Origin of the sequence: Paucisalibacillus algeriensis (genome assembly GCF_000577245.1) — a bacterium.
GTDB lineage: Bacteria > Bacillota > Bacilli > Bacillales > Amphibacillaceae > Ornithinibacillus.
This window is the reverse complement of record NZ_CBYO010000001.1, coordinates 98,218-117,001: the sequence shown is the minus strand read 5'-3', so window position 1 is coordinate 117,001 and position 18,784 is coordinate 98,218. Positions and strand designations below refer to the sequence as shown.

The 18,784-nt window shown below is 37.6% G+C and carries 17 protein-coding genes; 3 read left to right on the top strand and 14 right to left on the bottom strand.

Annotation, left to right across the window (positions count from 1 at the left end; all coding sequences use genetic code 11):
• Positions 1-252 precede the first annotated feature (252 nt).
• Positions 253-1,224 (top strand): hypothetical protein, encoded by a 972-nt coding sequence (locus TY11_RS00465; protein ID WP_042141951.1) that lies wholly within the window; start codon positions 253-255, stop codon positions 1,222-1,224.
• Between the two features lie 48 nt (positions 1,225-1,272).
• Here the strand turns inward: TY11_RS00465 and fabG are convergent, their stop codons facing one another.
• The 13 genes from fabG to TY11_RS00400 form a co-directional block, all read right to left on the bottom strand.
• Positions 1,273-2,016, bottom strand: a complete 744-nt coding sequence (gene fabG, locus TY11_RS00460; protein ID WP_042141950.1) for a 3-oxoacyl-ACP reductase FabG — start codon at positions 2,014-2,016, stop codon at positions 1,273-1,275.
• Positions 2,017-2,019: 3 nt separating this feature from the next.
• A complete protein-coding gene (phaZ, locus tag TY11_RS00455; protein WP_231495748.1) occupies positions 2,020-2,937 on the bottom strand; it encodes an intracellular short-chain-length polyhydroxyalkanoate depolymerase in 918 nt (305 codons plus the stop codon).
• A gap of 15 nt (positions 2,938-2,952) precedes the next feature.
• Positions 2,953-3,960: a 3-oxoacyl-ACP synthase gene (locus tag TY11_RS00450; protein ID WP_042141949.1), complete on the bottom strand. Its 1,008-nt coding sequence runs from the start codon at positions 3,958-3,960 to the stop codon at positions 2,953-2,955.
• Between the two features lie 17 nt (positions 3,961-3,977).
• Positions 3,978-4,955, bottom strand: coding sequence for a branched-chain amino acid ABC transporter permease (locus TY11_RS00445; protein ID WP_042142142.1), 978 nt, complete (start codon positions 4,953-4,955; stop codon positions 3,978-3,980).
• A 20-nt stretch (positions 4,956-4,975) separates the two neighbouring features.
• Positions 4,976-5,836: a branched-chain amino acid ABC transporter permease gene (locus TY11_RS00440; protein ID WP_042141948.1), complete on the bottom strand. Its 861-nt coding sequence runs from the start codon at positions 5,834-5,836 to the stop codon at positions 4,976-4,978.
• A gap of 12 nt (positions 5,837-5,848) precedes the next feature.
• Positions 5,849-6,556 (bottom strand): ABC transporter ATP-binding protein, encoded by a 708-nt coding sequence (locus TY11_RS00435; protein WP_042141947.1) that lies wholly within the window; start codon positions 6,554-6,556, stop codon positions 5,849-5,851.
• The gene (locus tag TY11_RS00430; RefSeq protein WP_042141946.1) at positions 6,540-7,307 is read right to left on the bottom strand and encodes an ABC transporter ATP-binding protein; all 768 of its coding nucleotides are present in this window, start codon (positions 7,305-7,307) and stop codon (positions 6,540-6,542) included. The genes TY11_RS00435 and TY11_RS00430 overlap by 17 nt, the downstream gene beginning before the upstream one ends.
• 86 nt (positions 7,308-7,393) lie before the next feature.
• Positions 7,394-8,587, bottom strand: a complete 1,194-nt coding sequence (locus TY11_RS00425; RefSeq protein ID WP_197025037.1) for a substrate-binding domain-containing protein — start codon at positions 8,585-8,587, stop codon at positions 7,394-7,396.
• An 83-nt stretch (positions 8,588-8,670) separates the two neighbouring features.
• Positions 8,671-9,669 (bottom strand): 3-oxoacyl-ACP synthase, encoded by a 999-nt coding sequence (locus TY11_RS00420; RefSeq protein ID WP_042141945.1) that lies wholly within the window; start codon positions 9,667-9,669, stop codon positions 8,671-8,673.
• Positions 9,666-10,079, bottom strand: coding sequence for a MaoC family dehydratase (locus TY11_RS00415; RefSeq protein WP_042141944.1), 414 nt, complete (start codon positions 10,077-10,079; stop codon positions 9,666-9,668). Before TY11_RS00415 ends, TY11_RS00420 begins: the two co-directional genes overlap by 4 nt.
• A gap of 15 nt (positions 10,080-10,094) precedes the next feature.
• A complete protein-coding gene (menE, locus tag TY11_RS00410; RefSeq protein WP_042141943.1) occupies positions 10,095-11,579 on the bottom strand; it encodes an o-succinylbenzoate--CoA ligase in 1,485 nt (494 codons plus the stop codon).
• Positions 11,580-11,582: 3 nt separating this feature from the next.
• Positions 11,583-12,197 (bottom strand): TetR/AcrR family transcriptional regulator, encoded by a 615-nt coding sequence (locus tag TY11_RS00405; RefSeq protein ID WP_369797376.1) that lies wholly within the window; start codon positions 12,195-12,197, stop codon positions 11,583-11,585.
• Between the two features lie 182 nt (positions 12,198-12,379).
• Positions 12,380-15,631 (bottom strand): BTAD domain-containing putative transcriptional regulator, encoded by a 3,252-nt coding sequence (locus tag TY11_RS00400; protein ID WP_042141942.1) that lies wholly within the window; start codon positions 15,629-15,631, stop codon positions 12,380-12,382.
• A 190-nt stretch (positions 15,632-15,821) separates the two neighbouring features.
• On the opposite strand from TY11_RS00400, the gene msrA reads away from it, so the two are divergent.
• Both msrA and TY11_RS00390 read left to right on the top strand, forming a co-directional pair.
• Entirely contained in the window at positions 15,822-16,346 is a 525-nt protein-coding gene (msrA, locus tag TY11_RS00395; RefSeq protein ID WP_042141941.1) for a peptide-methionine (S)-S-oxide reductase MsrA, read from the top strand.
• Positions 16,347-16,629: 283 nt separating this feature from the next.
• Positions 16,630-17,793 carry an MFS transporter gene (locus TY11_RS00390; protein ID WP_042141940.1) on the top strand — a complete coding sequence of 388 codons (1,164 nt, stop codon included), beginning with the start codon at positions 16,630-16,632 and terminating at the stop codon, positions 17,791-17,793.
• 46 nt (positions 17,794-17,839) lie between these two features.
• Here the strand turns inward: TY11_RS00390 and TY11_RS00385 are convergent, their stop codons facing one another.
• Positions 17,840-18,655: an undecaprenyl-diphosphate phosphatase gene (locus TY11_RS00385; protein ID WP_042141939.1), complete on the bottom strand. Its 816-nt coding sequence runs from the start codon at positions 18,653-18,655 to the stop codon at positions 17,840-17,842.
• Positions 18,656-18,784 lie beyond the last annotated feature (129 nt).

The window sequence follows — 18,784 nt, the reverse complement described above, 5'->3', positions numbered from 1 at the left end:
GAAACTAGAATTAGCCTCTATTCAATGGCTATTCCAACAGATAGAAAAATATTCCATAACTGAGGACATTGATGAGTAAATACATAAATTCCAATAGATACGTTATTCATTACTATTTAAACATCGTTTTTATATCAAAACCTTTGGATTTTATTCATTTTCATAAAATTCTGCTATTAATTACTGATGTCTTATAGTAAGATTAAATAAAAATAAAACCCTACCCACTATGAGGAAGGACGGGAAAACCGCATGAAAAAATTCCTTTTGATTATTTTGCTTCTACTAGTCCTAATGGTGCCATTTATTTGGTGGGGGGATCAATCCGATCTACCAAACGGGATACATTTTGAAAAACAGTCTGGTTCTATTGTTATGCAAGTTGATGATTCATTTACAGCACCCTTCCAAATTCCAGTGGTATGGGTAAAATCACATCCATGGGAAAAACCACCGGTAATTAATAATCTATTATTACTTAACCAATCAGGTGAGAAAATAGCAGCTATTAATGGAGAATACCATTTAGAGAATTCTTTATCGCAACGAAGCAATTGGTATGAAAGAGAAGTTAGGGGTGAAGTGGAGTTTATTCTAAACGGGGACAAAACAATGGATGACTTTGGATATACGACGAAGCCTATTTCAAATACTTTAAAGGAAAGTTATGTACCAACGGAGCTTCAACTAACTTATGAAGGGAATCCATACGTTTACACATTTGATAAATTATTAAAACTACTAACATTTCACGAAAATAACTATGAATTGAATAGTTCCTGGGAGATTGATAGCTTCTATTTCCACCACCAGGGTGAACCAGAACCAAAAATCAAAGGTCTTTTCTTGGAGGCTAATGTGATTCCAGATACAAAGCTAGAGGAGATTCTACTCTGGTTACCTGGTATGCCAGAGGATTACTTTGAAGAATATGCCCAATACACCTTTGATACAGATTCTATTCAAGCCAGTAACACTACAAGTTCGTTTGGAGGAAAACCGTTGACACTGCCATTAGAGATAAGTTCGTCCAACATCCTATTATACTTCCCTTTTACAGATGAAATGGTCGAGACCATTGGAGGTTCAACTCTAAATTTATTTCCTCATTTTAAGGTTGAAGACAAAAATGGCAATATTTTTTACCGGGATGGTGGAGGTATGGTAGGGAAATTATCTGATGAAGATGATCATAAGGAATTTCTATCCTTGACAACGGAATAATAAAAGCGCTGGACTTTCCATCCTATAGGTAAGTCTAGCGCTTCTCTTTTACATCATTATTCCACCATCCACATGCAACACATGTCCATTCACATAGTCTGATTCATCAGACGACAAGAACAGGTAAGCATTCGCAATATCTTCCGGTGTTCCAAGTCTTTGCATAGGAACCATCGCCTTCATTTTATCAATTACTTTGTCTGGCATAGCTGATACCATCGCAGTTGCTGTAAATCCAGGTGCAACAGCATTTACATTAATTCCTTTGCGACCTAATTCTTTCGCCCAGGTTTTTGTCATTCCAATTAAGCCTGCTTTAGCTGCTGCGTAGTTGGTTTGCCCCACATTTCCATATGTCCCAGTTACTGATGAGGTATTAACAATCTTCCCCTTACCTTGTTCAATCAAGAATGGTAAAACAGCCTGTGTACAATTAAATACACCAGTTAAATTAACATCTAGTACTTGTTGGAATTGCTCTAACGTCATTTTTGCTAACATGGCGTCCTTTGTAATACCAGCATTGTTGATTAAGATATCGATTCTTCCATATTCCGCTAATGCTTTTTCCACCATGGTGTTAACACTATCGCGATTGGCAACATTCACTTGTACAAACCTTACTGATAACCCTTCCTCTCTTAATGCCTTTTCACTTTCTAGCCCACTTTCTTCATCAAAATCAGCAATAATGACTTTTGCCCCTTCATTACCGAACTTTCTAGCCGCTTCAAAGCCAATTCCATTCGCAGCCCCAGTAATAATAGCCACCTTGTCTTGTAGTCTATTCATCTATTAAACTCCTCTTTTGGTTAAATTAACGTTTGCAAAGAAATCTTCCATTACAGCTAGTAACTGATCGAGATCATCAATTAACGGTGAATGACCAGTGCCTTTTAATTCTTTATATTCCGCTTTATCTCCAAAATCTTCACGTATCTCTTCTGTCATACTTTTGGTAACAACTAGGTCATTTTCACCCCAGGTAATTAGTGTTGGGATGTTGATATCTTTTACACGGTCCTTTCCTTCTGTTAGACCTTTGTGGAAGGCACTAATATTAAAGATATTGAGTGCCTGGTATACCTCAGCAAGATTTCTCTGTGTTGTCATGTCTTCTAAATACTTCTGGTAACGCTCTTCATCTGGTTGATTATGAGTGTAGATTACCATATTCCATGTTTGACGTAACACCTCATAATTCTTTGTATCATAAGCTCCCTGAACCGCAAGACGCTTCGTATCTTTGTACATATCATCTAAGTTTTGGATTCTATTATTGAAGTCTAGCTTACCATCCACACCCAGTGGATAGTACGGATATCCACGAGTTGATCCGGAAGATTGAAGGAATAGACCCTTACAGTAACCTGGATAATCCGCACAGAACTGCATGGAAACACAGCCACCAGTAGACCAACCAACTAGTATAAAATCCTTGATTCCAATTATGTCCACCCAAAGCTTTATATCATCAGAGAAGTCTTTTATAGCTGTTATTGGTTTGTTATAGCTAGATTCACCAAAGCCGCGCATGTCAATTGCATAAACCTTATAACGCTCTAAGAGATTTTCCATTACAAGATCCCAATGAACAGACGATGTCATATTACCATGTACGAGAACAACAACATCCTCACCACCTTCACGTTCCCGATAAGCAATCTCTTCCCCATTTGGTAAAGTAACCTTTTTTAACATTATACGAGCCACTATAATCCCTCCTCGTTATCCCCATTTAATAATATTTGCTCCCCATGCATAGCCAATACCTGCAGAGACTAAAACCACAATATCCCCTTTTTTCAATTTACCTTGTTGTTCTGCTAGTTCTAGTGATATGATTTGATCCATCTGCCCGATATGACCATAGTTTTCTAGATATATAGATTTGTCATGGCTTACACCAAGCTGATCTAATACATATAAATGAGCAGACTTTTTCATATGCAACATCGCAACATACCCAATATCTTCTTTCCTGTATCCACTTTTATCTAGTGCTTTTTCTATACATACAATAAAGTTTTCCATTGATTTCTGCTCTAGACGTTCCTTCATACCAGGCGGATCGAGAACATCTAGTTGATAGAGACCAGCCTCTAATGTTTCCTTTGTGACTGGATTTTTCGTTCCTCCAGTCGTCACATAAACATCTTCAGAAAAAGATCCATCCGTAATCAAGTGCGATTCTAGTACCTCGTTTTTATGGTGGCCATTCTTTAAAATAATTGCACCGCCACCAGCACCAAGATTAAACATAAATCGAGTTCGAGGATTTTGGTAATTAATAAAATCAACATTACGATAACCGCCAGCAAGAAGAACGGTGTTAATGCAAGGATCTGACTTCATCATATCTTTCGCTACTTTTAATCCCATAATGGTCGTGCCACAACGGAGTGCCGTATCAAATGCCCATGCATTTACTGCTCCCACTTCATGCTGGAGCTTAATTCCAGCAGTCCATAATGGATACTCTTTATGTTCTTCACCAATATAAATAACAAGGTCAATATTTTTCGGGTCAATGCCCGCCTTTTCAATGGCCTGTTTAGCAGCCCGTATGCCCATTTCTGCCGTATGATCATCTTCACCTGGAATAGGTTTTTCTTTTATTCCCATCTTTTGTTCGACAACCTCAAGTGGAATTCCTGCTTTGTCCGATATTTCCTTTGAAGTCATTCGGCTTTCTGGAATATATATACCTGTACTGACTACCCCTACGGTTTCCATCGCTTCCCCACCTTCCGTTACCCTGCCTTTTTCTTACTAAGCATTTTTTGCATAGATCCCCCAGATAGTTTGGAGCGAATGGTACCAACAATTCCTAATGGAAAGAAAATCACCACAAGGATGTAAACTGTACCGTATAGAATTATCCAACGTTCAAATATCCAGTGAACATTTGCTAGTCCAGAAATCCAGTGGTGTGCAAGTTCAATTAGTGCCGCACCTAAAATTGGGCCAACTAATGTTCCAACCCCACCAATAATGGTCATTAATAAAACATCAATCGTTACATCGGTATGGAAAACACTTGTGTTCACAAAACGGAGGGAGAGCATATATAAAACACCAGCAAAACTAGCTACAACACCCGAAACAACACTTACCATCACTTTATAATGAAGTACTTTGAACCCTAGTGATACAGTACGCTCTTCATTTTCACGAATCGCAACCAATACCCTTCCAAATGGAGATTGTGTCATCCTTCTTAGCCCAAAGAAAATTAATACTAGGCAAATAAGACTTACAATATATATGGTTGTCGAATCCCTTAAAAACTCTGGAACTTTAAAAGTAAATCCATCATTCCCTTTTGTTAATGTACGCCATTTTTCTGCCGCTACTAAAAATAAGCCAGCAAAGGCAAGTGTAAGCATCGCGTAAAAGTGACTTTTCAACCTAAGCGTCAATATACCAACAATAAAACTTACAATAGCTGCAAAAAGCACTGCAACTAATATCGCAATCAGTAATGCACCAAAGCTTGCATCAAAGCGATCCATAAAAATAGCTGTCGTGTAGGCACCTATCCCAAAGAACATCGCGTGACCAAAGGAAATAATTCCTGTATAACCTAATAAAAGATCATAGCTCATCGCAAAAATTGCAAAGATAAAGATTTGGGTGATCATAAACTGTACACTACGCCCAGTTAGGATAAATGGTAGTATTAGCAATATTGCCGAAACTCCAAGATAGATTAAATTGCTTTTTGTCATACTTTTTAATATCACGCCAATCACCCCTTCACCTTGAATAATCCTTGAGGTCTAAATATCAACACAACAGTCATTATGAGCATATTTACAGCTAATGAAAGTGCTGGAACATAATACGCCATAAATGCTTGTGCTAAACCAACAAGTATTGCTGCAAACAATGAACCTGTAAAACTTCCCATTCCCCCAATGACAACAACGATAAAGGCAAGTATCGAGAATTCCAGTCCCATTTCAGCATAGATAACACCTGAATATGGTGCATGAAGGACCCCACTAAGTGCAGCAAGTGCAGCTCCTACCATAAATACCGCCATGAATACAAAGCGGATATTGATTCCAAGTGTTTGTACCATTTCCCTGTCCATTACTCCCGCTCGAACAATTAAACCTATTCTTGTTTTCTTCAAGATTAAATAAATGGTTAAAAACAATAGAAAACCAATAGCAATAATAAATAATCGGTACTTAATCAAAATAACATCGCCCATTTGAAAGCTTCCTTCCAGCCATGCCGGAGGATGAACCGCCTTCTGATCCGGACCGAAGGCAACCTTGATTAATTCTTGAAGAACAAGCATAAATCCTAACGTAATCAAAATTTGTTGAATATGATTCCCGTATACCGGTCTAATAATCAATCTTTCCGTAATTAATCCCAGTACTAAACCAGTTACAATGGCTACAATGATAGCTAATAGGAAACTATTGGTTACATAATAAATCCAAACACCAGCATATGCACCCCAGATAAATAATCCCCCGTGTGCAAAATTCAACACGCTCATTAAACCGAATATTAATGTTAATCCAGCTGCAAGGAGGAAAATCAACATACCTGTTGCAAGTCCGTTAACTGTTAAACTAGCAATTAAATCCATGTTTCTTCCCCCTTAAGATACTCCAAGATATTTTTTCATTAATGCCTTATCTTGTTTTAGTTCTCCCATTAATCCGTTATGAACCGTCTGACCATCGTCGATAATATAGAACCTGTCACCTATTTTACTTGCCATTAGAAAATTTTGTTCTACTAATAGAATTGTAGTTTTTTCCTTCATTTGAAGAATCGTTTCCATTACCTTCTCTACAACTATTGGTGCGAGACCTTTACTAGGTTCATCAATTAGGAGTAGATCATTTTCATTTACGTAAGCACGGGCAATTGCTAGCATTTGTTTTTGTCCTCCACTTAATTGCCCACCAGGCTTTTTCCAAAATTTCTTTAAATCAGGAAATAAGTCTAAAATCCAATCTAAACGTTCGGTGGTTTCCTGATCTTCACGCTTCATGGCCACTCGTAAGTTTTCTCCAACAGTTAGGTCCCCAAATATCCCTTGATCCTCAGGCACATAACCAATACCTTTATTGGCTATTAGATGGGGCTTTAGGTTAGAAATATCCTCATTTTTAAAGACGACAGAACCCTTAGATACCGGGTTCAACCCCATAATGGTTCGTAAAGTCGTTGTTTTTCCTGCGCCATTTCTTCCTAGAAGGACGGTAACTTCACCTTTAGGCACCTCAAAATTGATATCATGCAAAATATGAAATTGCTGAATATAGGCTTCCACCTGGGAAAGTTTAAGCAAGCTGCTCATCGTACATTCCTCCTAGATATGCTGATTGGACGGTTTCATTTTCTACTACTTCTTCTGGAGTTCCTTTGGCAATCAATTCTCCGTGGAATAGTACAAGGACTTCATCTGATAAGTCCATAATCATATCCATCTTGTGTTCAATTAACACAATCGTTCTATCTCCCTCTGCTTTTATCTGCTTAATAACATCAATGATTGCAGGTACTTCCTCTAGAGACATACCTGCTGTCGGTTCATCTAATAATAAAATCTCTGTTTCTAGTGCTAACAACATTGCAATCTCTAACTTTCTTTTTTCTCCATGTGCTAAATTTGCTGCAATATGATTTGCTTTATCATCTAAAAGCACTCTTTCTAAAATGGTGAATGCTTTTTCTTCAAACTTCTTATAGTGCAAGAAGTGTTTAATCATTTGGTATCGTACATTAGCTTGGGATTGAATAGCTAATCTTACATTTTCTAAAACAGTTAAGTTTGGAAATACATTGGTTATTTGAAAGGACCTACCAATACCAAGTCTTGTTCGATCTGTTGCAGATTTCTTGGTGATTTCGTTCCCTTTAAAATAGATGGAGCCCTCTGTAGGAGATAGTTGGCCGCTTAGTAGATTGAAAAAAGTGGTTTTTCCAGCACCATTGGGGCCAATTATCGATGTGAATTTCTTTTCAGGTATTTGGACGGTGACATGATTTACTGCCGTATGACCACCAAATTTTATTGTAAGGTCTTTCGTTTCTAATACGTGAGTCATGTTGCTCCTCCTTTATGTTTTTTCCTTGTACTATTAGGAAGGGAACAACCCTCGCCTGGTGGCAAGGGTGTCCCAATTATTAATTCCTAGTTCATTATCGGTGGTGCTGTTTCTTCTGGTGTTAGTACACGTTTTAAAACGGGAACAGGATAGTCAAATTCATCGCTTTCTTCCAATGTAACCGAATACATTTCTTGTAATGCTTGGTGATCCTCTTCGCGGAGAGTCATGGTGCCTTTCGGCGTTTCAAAACTCATGCCTTCCATTGTTTCGATTAATTTATCTGCATCGGTGTCTCCGTCTGTCTTTTTAATCGCTTCTACAATTGCTAATGCTGCACTCATTCCTCCTGCGGTGAACAAATCAGGAACCTCATCAAATTTCTTTTTATGTTCTTCTACTAACCAATCATTTACATCGTTATCAGGTAAGGTATGATAATAAAGTGTAAAACCTTCCATACCGACTAATGGTTTCATAGTAGGTAGTGTTGCAATATCAGCTACTCCCGTAGTTACCTTTATCCCTTGTTCTTCTACTTTCATATCAACAATTTGGGTCCAAGGTGTATTTGCCCCTGCCCAAACAACATATAAGTAATCAGGTTTTGCCTCGATTATCTTTTGAATATTTGCAGTGAAATCTGTAGCATCTGGGGCTGCATATTCCTCATGAACAAGTTCAGCTCCTAGCTTTTCAGCTGCAGCAATAAATGCCTTTGCACCATCATGCCCAAATGAATAATCTGGAGCAAGTGTAGCTATTGTTACACCTTCACCGGCAACTGCGGCTGCGGCTGCAGCTGCATCCTGCGAGGAATTTCTTGCAGTTCTGAAAACATAATCATTATATTCTGATCCAGTTATACTATCTGCTGCAGCAGGCTCCACAACCATTATCGTTTCATATTCTTCTGCCAGTGGTGTTACAGCTAATGTATCACCAGAGCTTGAAGATCCAACTAAGAAATCCGCGTCATCATCTTCCAATAGTTTAAGTGCCTTTTGACGGGCTACTTCTGGATCTGTTTCTGTGTCCTCTATAACTACTTTAATTTCCTTACCAGCAACTTCCATGGTTCCATCTGTTGCATACTCTAGACCTAATTCAAAACCACGTACTGTTTGTTTTCCATATGATTCAAGTGCGCCAGTTTGGGAAGCAAGTAGCCCAATCGTAATCGTATCGTCAGAATCACCTGATGTACTGTCTCCACAGGCTACTAAAATCCCTACAACTAGGAAAGTAAATAAAATGCCCATTATACGTTTCAACTTCATTTTTAGGTTCCCCCCTGTTTTTTTAAAATCAGAACTTATTCAAATCATAAGTTCAACTAGTTACAAGTCAGTTACAAACTCCCTTACTTCTGCCACCGTATTGCAGTGGCAGCCCAGGTATAACCTGTTCCGGCTGATACGACTACAGCAATATCATCCTTTTGAAGTAATCCTCTTTGTTCTGCAAAATATAAACCATAACAGGGATCAAGTGCTGACATATGGCCATGATGCGTTAAATAGATTGCCTGCTTTTCGGTTAACCCAACTTCCGTGATGATTTCATTAAACATGGATTTTTTCGTATGTAGTGGTAGAAGTACTTTTAAGTCTGAAAGAGAGGCTCCACTTTTTTCTAGTGATTGTTCGATGACGGAAACAAAGTTGCGGACGGACACTGGATCGAGACGTTCCTTCATTCCTTTGGGATTGGGAACATCAATATAATGCATTTCTTTTTCGACTACATCAGAGCTTACCGGGTGTACTGAGCCTCCTCCTGGAATTAATACGTCCTTACTAAAAGATCCATCTGTGATAATTTTTGAGTCTAAAATTTCACTTTTCGTTGCATTTCTTGTTACAAGAGCAGCCGCTCCTCCATCAGCAAAGTTAAACATAAATCTTGAGCGGGGGTTGTCGTAATTTACAATTTGTGATTCTTTTGAGCCACCAACTAGTAAAATATTATTAATGCTATTATCGGAAACTAGCATGTCCTTACTCACTTTAACTGCTAAAGGAAAACAAGAGCTAACATTCATCATTTCAAAGGAATATGCATTCACTGTGCCTAGCTCATATTGTATTTTGGAAGAAGCTGTCCATACTTGGTAATCCTTAAACGGGCTACCAAAATAAATCACAACATCAATGGACTTCGGATCAACCTCTTGTAAAATCTTTTTTCCAGCAGCAATTGCCAAATCCGATGCATGCATGGTTTCAGGTGCAATTCTTTTCTCAAATAATCCGAATTTATCCCGAATAACGTGCTCGGGTATTTCTGTTTTTTCTGCAAGTCTTTCTGCAGTTTCTATTATTTCTGGTTCGTAAATACTCACCTTTTCAATTCCAATCATCCTTTAAACTCCTTCTTTGGTAGTTTCATAACACCTTCACCATCAAGAACGATATCCCCGTTTTGATTGATACAAGTTGTTTTAACGGTTATTAATCGATTACCATCATCCAATGCTAGAACTTCACCACAAGTTGTAATCGTATCACCGATGTATACAGGCTTAGTAAAAAATAAAGTTTGAGAGACATAGACGGATCCAGGTCCTGGAAGATGCATTCCTAGTAATCTAGAAAAAAAGCTAGCAGTCAATAATCCATGGCTTATTCGTTCCCGAAAGAAAGTATTGGTAGCATATTCCTTATCCATATGAATTGGATTGTAGTCACCACTCAATCCTGCAAATAGAATAAAGTCCGTTTCCGTTACAGTCCGAGAAAATTGTACTTTCTGTCCTATAGTAAAATTCATTAGGCTTTCACCTCTCTAGTTTGGTTGTTTTTCTAATGCCTTTTTATCTATCTTGCCGGTAGCATTCTTTGGTAAATCATCCATGATGAAAAATTGTTTCGGTACCTTGTACTTTGCTAAATTATCCATGCAATAATTTTTAACCTCCTCTATGGTCAAATAGCTACTTTTGTTAAGGGAAATGTAAGCTATCGGAACCTCTCCCCACTTTTCATGTGAGACGCCAATAACTGCTGCTTCGTTGATTTCAGGGAGCTCTTTCAAAATCTGTTCAATTTCCAACGGATAAATATTTTCTCCACCAGAGATAATCATGTCCTTCTTTCGACATGCAATATAAATAAAACCTTCTTCATCTTGCCTCATGAGATCTCCTGAATGAAACCACCCATCACGTATTGCTTCTGCTGTTTTTTCTGGTAATCCCCAATATTCCTTCATCACATGTGGACCTTTTATCAGCAATTCACCAATCTCACCATTTGGGACTTGATTTCCATCATCATCGACTAATGCTATTTCACAAAACATAACTGGCTTACCTATTGAACCTACCTTTCTCCTGTAATCCTCCTTTGATAACATGAAGATGGTTGGTGAAGTTTCTGTCATCCCCATTCCTTGTCCAAACGGTAACCCCCTATCTAAAAACGCCTCAATTAACTCGATTGGGCAAGGGGCTCCTCCACTATAAAACCATCGGACCGATTTAAAACTAGCTGTTTCAAATGAGGCATGTTTACGAATTGCATCATGGATTGTAGGTACACCCATAATTACCGTGATATCTTTCTCCTCAATCATGCGAATGGTTTCACCGGGATCAAACCGATTAGGAACAACGATTGTTCCACCAGCAAATAACGTTGGAAAAGCAAATAGACCAGTTCCTCCAATATGAAATAATGGTAAAAGGACAAGGGTGCGGTCAAAAGAAGTAATATCAATGGCATTTTGATTATTTATTGCATTCCAGAATATGTTCGCTTGGGTAAGAACAGCCCCCTTGGGCTTTCCAGTAGTACCTGATGTATAGCAAATAATATAAGGATCATTCTCTGTATCAATAAAGGTTTCCCTTACTCCTTCAATAGAACTTTCAAACTCACCCCCAAAATCGTAAGCATTTTCAATTTTAACCTGATTACTTAACTCTTTGAATTGTTCAGCTGTTGCAGTTTCATAAAGTATGGTCAAAGCCCCACTGTCCTTCATTTGATAAACTAATTCCGATACAGACAGACGAATATTCAAAGGTACTGCTACTAGTCCTAGCTGAGAAATGGCAAAATAGGCAATCATGTATTCTGCTCGATTCTGTGAAAGAATTGCAACCCTTTCTCCTTTCGAAAGTCGGAACTTATGTTGGAAAAAAGCAGCCATTTGCATGATTTCATTTGAAAGCGCCCGATAGGTGTATTCTTTATCCTCGCTTACTAGCGCCACTCTATCTGGTGTAATTAATGCCCGCTTATGAATCCAATAAGATATAGGCTCCATTACTTACCCCTCCAATTTATGATTTAACCCTTTAAAAATTATTTCCATTACCTCATCAAAAACAACTTCAGGGACAGATTCCTCTTCCCAATAAACCCAGCGCATACCAATAAACTGACCAATTCCCATTAAACAATAGGCAACTGTTTCCGCACTTAATGGCTTACATTCTCCCTCCTGTATTGCCTTATCAATCGACTTTATAAAACCCTCAGCAATTTTTTCGTAGTACCATCGATATAACTCTATATCCACAAGCACTGATTGTTGAATAATACTATAAAGATTTCGATGGTTAACCAACCACTCAAAAAACGCTTGGTATCCTGCCTTTTGCTTCGTTTCAAAAGATTGTTCTTTTTCCATTGCTACCTTAATTTCATAACGAAAGTCGGAACTAAGCTGTTTGATTAACTCCTCGAATACTGCTTTTTTGGTTGGAAAATAGTTATAATAGGTTCCTTGGGCAACTCCTGCTGTTAATGTAATTTCAGCTACGGAAGTTTCAAAATATCCCTTTTCCCCAAAGATTTGTTCAGCAGTATCCAATATTTTTTGTCTGGTCTTCTTTCCTTTTGTTGTTAATCCTGTCATTTTATTTTCTGACAACTGACTCACCTCTCACTTTTTATATTATAATGAGTATTCTGATAAATATCAAGTATCTTTTATATAGAATTTTTTCTTATACTCTGTTATTAATCAGGAGCCCAAGGCTGTATATATACGGTTATTGCCAGCGCAATCTTTAACAATCAACCTTTGCAAAAGAAAAACCCTCTACATTTTCATAGAAGGTTTTAATAATTATTCAATTCCTCTGACTCAATAATTAAATGATACATCTCATTCGTAGGGGGCATCGGATCGACACCTAATTCACTATCCAGAACGTCACAGCATTTTTCATACCACTTGATTGCCTGTGGACGGTTGCTTAGTTGATAATAGCTGTACATTAATAATCGATATGCTTCTTCCCATGTACGATCGATACCAATTATTCTTTCGCATAGCTCGATGCAAGAGTTAAAATCTTGTAATCTTATATTAATTTGGGCTAATTTTTCTGCTCCCCGTAAGTAGAGTGTTTGTATTCGTTCCCTTTCATTTTGACACCAAGTTGCAAAGCGGAGATCTTCCAGATAACTGCCTCGATAGAGTTTGATTCCCTTTTTCAACAATTCCTTGGATTGACTATCTTCTTTCTCCTCAATTCCTCTAGTGACCCAATTCTCAAAGTCAAGTACGTCCAATTCATAGCTTGATTCAGAATTTAAGCCATAATAGCTTCCTTTACGAATAATAAAATAGGAGTCTTCTCGGGCTTTTCTTTTTGGTTCAAGTGCCTTTAGAAGGGCATTAAATGATACCTTAAAATTTTTATTCGCGGTATCATGATCTTGGTTTGGCCATAAACTTGCAAAAATCTCTTCTTTTGATAATAGTTTTTTTCGATTGGTGACAAATAGTTCAAAAAGTTCCTTTGCCTTTCCTCGCTGCCAATCACGATCCTCCAACTGTTTGGAACCAATCATAACCCGCAAATAACCTAATGCTTCAATGGTTAACGTATAGCCGGGATGATTATTTATATCTTCATTCAGTTGTAACTCTGTCAGATATTTAGAGATCAACCGTGTCTCTACTCCAAGCTTTTTGGCCTTTATCAATAGCGGGGCAATATTTTGTAAATCAGTGGGACCAAATACGGTTTGTTTTTTCAGGAAAAAGTCATACCCCTCTGTGTGGACCTCCTGAAGAAACCGTTCTATTGCCTTTTTAAATGATTCATCATTTTCTTCCCTATAGGCAACATACGCGATCCAGAAAGCGGTTACCATAATGCCGTAGCGATCACCACAGCTGATGAAATCCTCATGAACCTCAGTAAGAATAGTTTCTGCTTTGTCATAGTTTTGATTATAGATTTCGATTAATAAGAGACTGACCTTAATTAAAGCACTTAGCCACTTATCTTTTACCTTCTCTGTCTCAGCAAGCCCTCTTTTGGCTGCCTCAACAGCACGTTCATACTCTAGGTTTCTACCAAATAAAATAGATAGTCCCATATAGGGCTCTGCTTTTCCTCTTGATATATTAATCTTTCCCATCATATCAAGGGAGGTATCATAGCACTCTTTTGCTAGCTTTGAGTCATACCGCTCCAATAATTGTACAGCATGTCCCATCCGCATCCAGCCACACGCCTCTACAAAAGGTGCCTGTATTGTGAGTCCTAACTGAATGGCATCTGAGGCAAGTTTTTTACTTTCTTCAGCGTTCCCCATAAAAGCCTCTATAAGTGATAAAATTAAATCAGTCTCTCGATGAGATTGTGGTAAATGCTTGGATAGTGAGGTACCAGATTGTACTTTCCGTTTGTGCAAGACTTCTTTTGCCTTTGCTAGTCTTCCAGTTCGAAGTAGAATTCTTCCCTCTAAATTTCCATCGTCAATAGGTATATTTAGAGATTTCGCCCGATCAAACCACGCCTCTGCCCTGTTCGCTTGCCCTAAATTCAATAGATTTTCTGCCAGCAATTGATACAACTGTGCCATCTCTTCTTTTGGCGCTTTTGCTTGTTCACGCATATTAATTGCTTGTTTTACAAAGCGCTCCGCCTGATCTGGTTGTATTGTATCTAAATATATTCTGGCTTTACCTTCAAAAGCAAGGCCAATTAAGTTAAAATGCTCCTGATCATATCCTGGAATAATACTAATTATCCGGTCAAAGTTTTTTTCCGCTTTATCATATTGGGAACGGTATCGTTCAATTTCTCCTTGATAGAAGTATAGAACAGGATATACTTCTTTATATTCATCTGGAATACTCGTCAATAGGTCATAAAGGTTTTGTAGCCTTCCTGATCGTAACATGGTTTGTCCATAGTCATGTAATAATGCTGCCATTTGGGGGAACTTATCTATTTTTCGATAGTGATATAAAGCACCCTCCACTTCACCTTGACGTTCAAAATATTGAGCAGCCCTTACATGTAAATTCTTATACTCAGATTGATAGATTTTTTGTAATCGGTTTTCCAAAAAGGCTTTGAACAACGCATGGTAGCGGAAATAATTTTCTTCCCCTTCTACTATAAATAGATTCTGCTCGAGAAGGCCATTTAAGATATCTTCCGAACCATTGATTTGCAATACATGGTCACAAGCCCTTGGTACTAAGACATCCATAATACTTGATTGTAGTAAAAACTGTTGAATGATTAATGATTGCTTACTTAGTACCTCAGAAGCTAAATACTCAAAGAGGTCTTCTAAGGAGGTTTGGCGATTTAGAAAAATGGATTCAATCGATGTTTCATCCACCAATTGCTGGGTCAGCATATTAAATGCAATTGCCCAACCTTCTGTTAATTCATAGATTTGCTCTACTTTATCATCACTTAATTCAATATTTAGCAAATCCTCTAAAACAAAGTACATCTCATTAGCCGAAAGAATCAAATCGTCTTGCGTTATTTCTAATAAATCTCCTCTCACTTTCAGCTTTGGTAGAATTGCCCATTTTGGCTTATTTCTACTTGAAATAACAATATGTACATTCGTCGGTGCATGTTCCAGTAAAAATAATGACCACTTTTCTATTTCATAAGAAGCATTCACATGATGATAATCATCTAGAATTATCGTTATATTCTCTTTTAAATCCATTAGTTCATTAATAAAGGTTGATGCTAATGAGTAAATTTGCTCCGTATCTACATAATGCCCCATCTCATTAAACTTTTGATCGATATTTTCCCCGAAAGTGGGATAAAGTAATTTAACCGATTCTACGATTTTTGTAAAGAAAGGTAGTATATCATCGTCCGTAGCTGAAATGGAGTACCAGCACGCCTTCACATTTGTATCGTGTAAATATAAAGAAAGTGCAGTACTCTTTCCATATCCTGCACCTGCATAAAGTAGTGTTAATGTGTGATTCGAAATAGCCGATAGCTTGCGATTTAAATTTCCACGCCTAATAAACCGATCCCGAATCGGCGGTGGGGCATATTGGCTCTGAACAATCGGAATACTTCGCATCACAGTCACTCCTTTCTTGATAAGTCATACAAAAGTCTTAATCTTCTATCATTTTAACACAAATAATAGCCTCGTAAATATTTTCCTTGTGTCAGTTGTTGCGAAATATGATATAGTTTTTTAATACTATATTCTATTTTCACACAAATTATGATGCAGCTTGACTGCAGTTCGGTATGGAGGAGATAAAATGACAACCTTAAGAAAAGCAACGTTTGCTGGTGGATGCTTCTGGTGTATGGTAAAGCCTTTTGATCAATGGGACGGTGTTCATGCAGTAATATCTGGTTACACTGGTGGCCATGTGGAAAACCCGACCTACCAGGAGGTTAAAACTGGTACGACTGGGCATTATGAGGCAGTTGAAATCACATTTGACCCTAGCATTATTTCCTATAATGAAATACTAGAAGTATACTGGAGACAAATTGATCCAACCGATGCAGATGGACAATTCCAGGACCGCGGCGATCAATATCGCACTGCAATTTTCTATCATGATGAAGAACAAAGAAACTTAGCCGAAAGATCAAAGCAAGCATTAGCAGAAAGTGGTAGATTTTCAAAACCAATTGTAACAGAGGTATTGGAAGCTGTGACATTTTATCCCGCTGAAGAGTACCATCAAGATTTTTACAAGAAAAGTGAAAAAGAATACAAAGAAGACCGTGCCAAATCTGGCCGTGATGAATTTATTACGGAGAAATGGAAGTAGGCAGTTGAGCATCCTCTACGGTAGGATGCTTTTTGTTTTAGATGGATGTGTGAAATGTGCTCATGGTTCTGAGGTTCGGGCGCATGTTCGGGTGTTGCGGACTCATGATTCACTGGTGAGGGCGTATGTTCGGGTGAAGTAGTAGCTCATAGTTCTCAGTTTCAGGCGCATACTCGACTGATACAGAATCATATTTTCAATTTCTGCATATTCTTCTATTCCCCAATCCCCCACAAAGTAGTATAATTACCTATTGAACTGCACTACAGAAGGAGCTGTCATCTTGGCAAAACATGGATCATTAATTCCGTTAAAAATGCTATTATTTAGTTTTCATGCTACAAATACAATTATATTAAGCTTTTTACCATTATACTTAGCATATAAAGGTTTGAATGGAACTGAAATTGGTTGGGTTTTAGCAATTGGCCCTTTGGCATCTATCTTTGCTCAACCGTTTTGGGGATATCTAAGTGATAAATATAAAACCGTGAAAAAAATACTGCTCATCTGTGTGATGGGTCTTCTTATCTTTAGTACTGTTTTCTTTCAGATGAATAGCCTTATTTCTATTATGTTTATGGGAGCGGTATTTTACTTTTTTACTACTCCAATCGGTGGTCTAGGAGATAGCCTTGCACAACGTAGAGCAAATGAATTGGGTATATCCTTTGGGTCCATTCGTACTTGGGGTTCTGTTGGTTTTGCAACATCTTCTCTTATTATTGGAGAGATTTTATCAAGATATGGTGTGCAATATATGATTTGGCCATATTTGTTCTTTGGTTTTATTGCCTTAATCGTTGTAACTCAAGTTAAGGACGTAAAAGTAGAAACTGAACCAGTTAAACTAAAAGATATAGGAGTTTTAATTAAAAATAAGGCATTCCTTTTTTTCCTCCTTGCAGTTCTGTTCCTATCTATCGGACATCGAATGAACGATAGCTTCATAGGGCTATATATTACCGAACTTGGTGGAAGTGAAGCTTTAGTAGGTTGGGGATGGTTTGCTGGAGTTATTACAGAAGCTTTAGTATTTGCAACAGCCGGTTTCTGGTATAGAAAATATCATCCTCTTATTTTTGTTATGGTTGCCGGTATTCTGTATAGTATTCGTTGGTTTATTTATGGGACAGCAGATAGTCCAATGTTTGTCATTGGGTTACAATTCCTACACGGTATTACATTTGGTGTATTTTATCTAGCTGCTCTGGATTATGTAACTAGACTAATTCCAAAACTGTTACAATCAACTGGCCATCTTGTCTATTATGCTGTTTTTTTCGGAATAAGCGGTATAATTGGTTCGCTATCAGGTGGAGCGATAATGGATCATTATAGTGGTGGTACCTTATATTATGTGATGGGCTTTGTTTCACTAGTTGGTACAATCGCAATATTTATCTATCATGTGATGTTTTCAAGAAATCGTACTGTTAATTATTAGGGAAAAATAAAGGGAGAGAAGCTTCTATCAGGCTTCTCTCCTTTTGTTAAAAGAAAATAAGAAGTAAAATTCCAACTATAAAACAATAATAAGTAAAATATACTAATTTTCCATTTTTCATTATTCCCATAAACCACTTCATTGCAAAATATGTCATGAAAAGTGTTGCAATAAATGCTGATAAATAAGGGATTGCTAGGTCTGATTTATTAGGTTCACTAAAAAAGTCCGATAAACCTAGAACCACACCTCCAAGGCTTACTGGAATATACAACATAAATGAAAATCTAAGTGCTGTATCTTGTTTCATCCCGACAGCAATGGATGAAATTATCGTTGCACCTGAACGGCTAATTCCTGGAGTTAATGCGGCAGCCTGTCCTAGACCAACAATGAACGCATCCTTAGCAGAAATCTCCCCCTCACCTTTAGTTCCCTGCCTATTGCGAATTAACCATATCGCAATTCCTGTTATAAACAGCATGATAGCAATGGTTTCCATTCTAACTTTATCAGCGATAAAGTCATTTAATAAAACTCCGAGAACACCCGCAGGTATGGTACCAATGACTATGAAGCAAACAAATCGAAATTCACTTTTATAGCGAGGATCTTTGGTTTTTATATAATTTATTGAATTACTTAGAAGTCTAACAATATCTTGTCTGTAAATAAAAAGTATTGCCAGAAGTGAAGCAGTGTTAGTAAGTATAGCAAACGTAAATCCTTGTTCACCGAGGCCTAAAATTTCACTAACAATCATGACATGTCCACTTGATGACACCGGGATTGGTTCTGTAAATCCCTGAACTAACCCGATAATAACCATTTTAATAATTTCTAGCATATCAAGTTCTCCCATTATATCCTCCCTAAATAGCTTTTATTTAAATAGTATCCTTTGGAAAATATACCCTAATCACGGTTGTAATTCTACTAAAATGAAGTTGCTTTTACCAATGTTACCTCCAACACAAAAACAGTGGAACCA

Excerpts from the sequence above, each read along its gene's own strand:
- TY11_RS00385 (WP_042141939.1), bottom strand. The coding sequence starts at position 18,655 with ATGGGAGAACTTGATATGCTAGAAATTATTAAAATGGTTATTATCGGG.
- TY11_RS00415 (WP_042141944.1), bottom strand. The coding sequence starts at position 10,079 with ATGAATTTTACTATAGGACAGAAAGTACAATTTTCTCGGACTGTAACG.
- TY11_RS00440 (WP_042141948.1), bottom strand. The coding sequence starts at position 5,836 with ATGGATTTAATTGCTAGTTTAACAGTTAACGGACTTGCAACAGGTATG.
- menE (WP_042141943.1), bottom strand. The coding sequence starts at position 11,579 with ATGGAGCCTATATCTTATTGGATTCATAAGCGGGCATTAATTACACCA.
- TY11_RS00450 (WP_042141949.1), bottom strand. The coding sequence starts at position 3,960 with ATGGAAACCGTAGGGGTAGTCAGTACAGGTATATATATTCCAGAAAGC.
- TY11_RS00430 (WP_042141946.1), bottom strand. The coding sequence starts at position 7,307 with ATGACTCACGTATTAGAAACGAAAGACCTTACAATAAAATTTGGTGGT.
- TY11_RS00465 (WP_042141951.1), top strand. The coding sequence starts at position 253 with ATGAAAAAATTCCTTTTGATTATTTTGCTTCTACTAGTCCTAATGGTG.
- TY11_RS00400 (WP_042141942.1), bottom strand. The coding sequence starts at position 15,631 with ATGCGAAGTATTCCGATTGTTCAGAGCCAATATGCCCCACCGCCGATT.
- TY11_RS00425 (WP_197025037.1), bottom strand. The coding sequence starts at position 8,587 with ATGAAGTTGAAACGTATAATGGGCATTTTATTTACTTTCCTAGTTGTA.
- TY11_RS00445 (WP_042142142.1), bottom strand. The coding sequence starts at position 4,955 with ATGACAAAAAGCAATTTAATCTATCTTGGAGTTTCGGCAATATTGCTA.
- TY11_RS00420 (WP_042141945.1), bottom strand. The coding sequence starts at position 9,669 with ATGATTGGAATTGAAAAGGTGAGTATTTACGAACCAGAAATAATAGAA.
- fabG (WP_042141950.1), bottom strand. The coding sequence starts at position 2,016 with ATGAATAGACTACAAGACAAGGTGGCTATTATTACTGGGGCTGCGAAT.
- msrA (WP_042141941.1), top strand. The coding sequence starts at position 15,822 with ATGACAACCTTAAGAAAAGCAACGTTTGCTGGTGGATGCTTCTGGTGT.
- TY11_RS00435 (WP_042141947.1), bottom strand. The coding sequence starts at position 6,556 with ATGAGCAGCTTGCTTAAACTTTCCCAGGTGGAAGCCTATATTCAGCAA.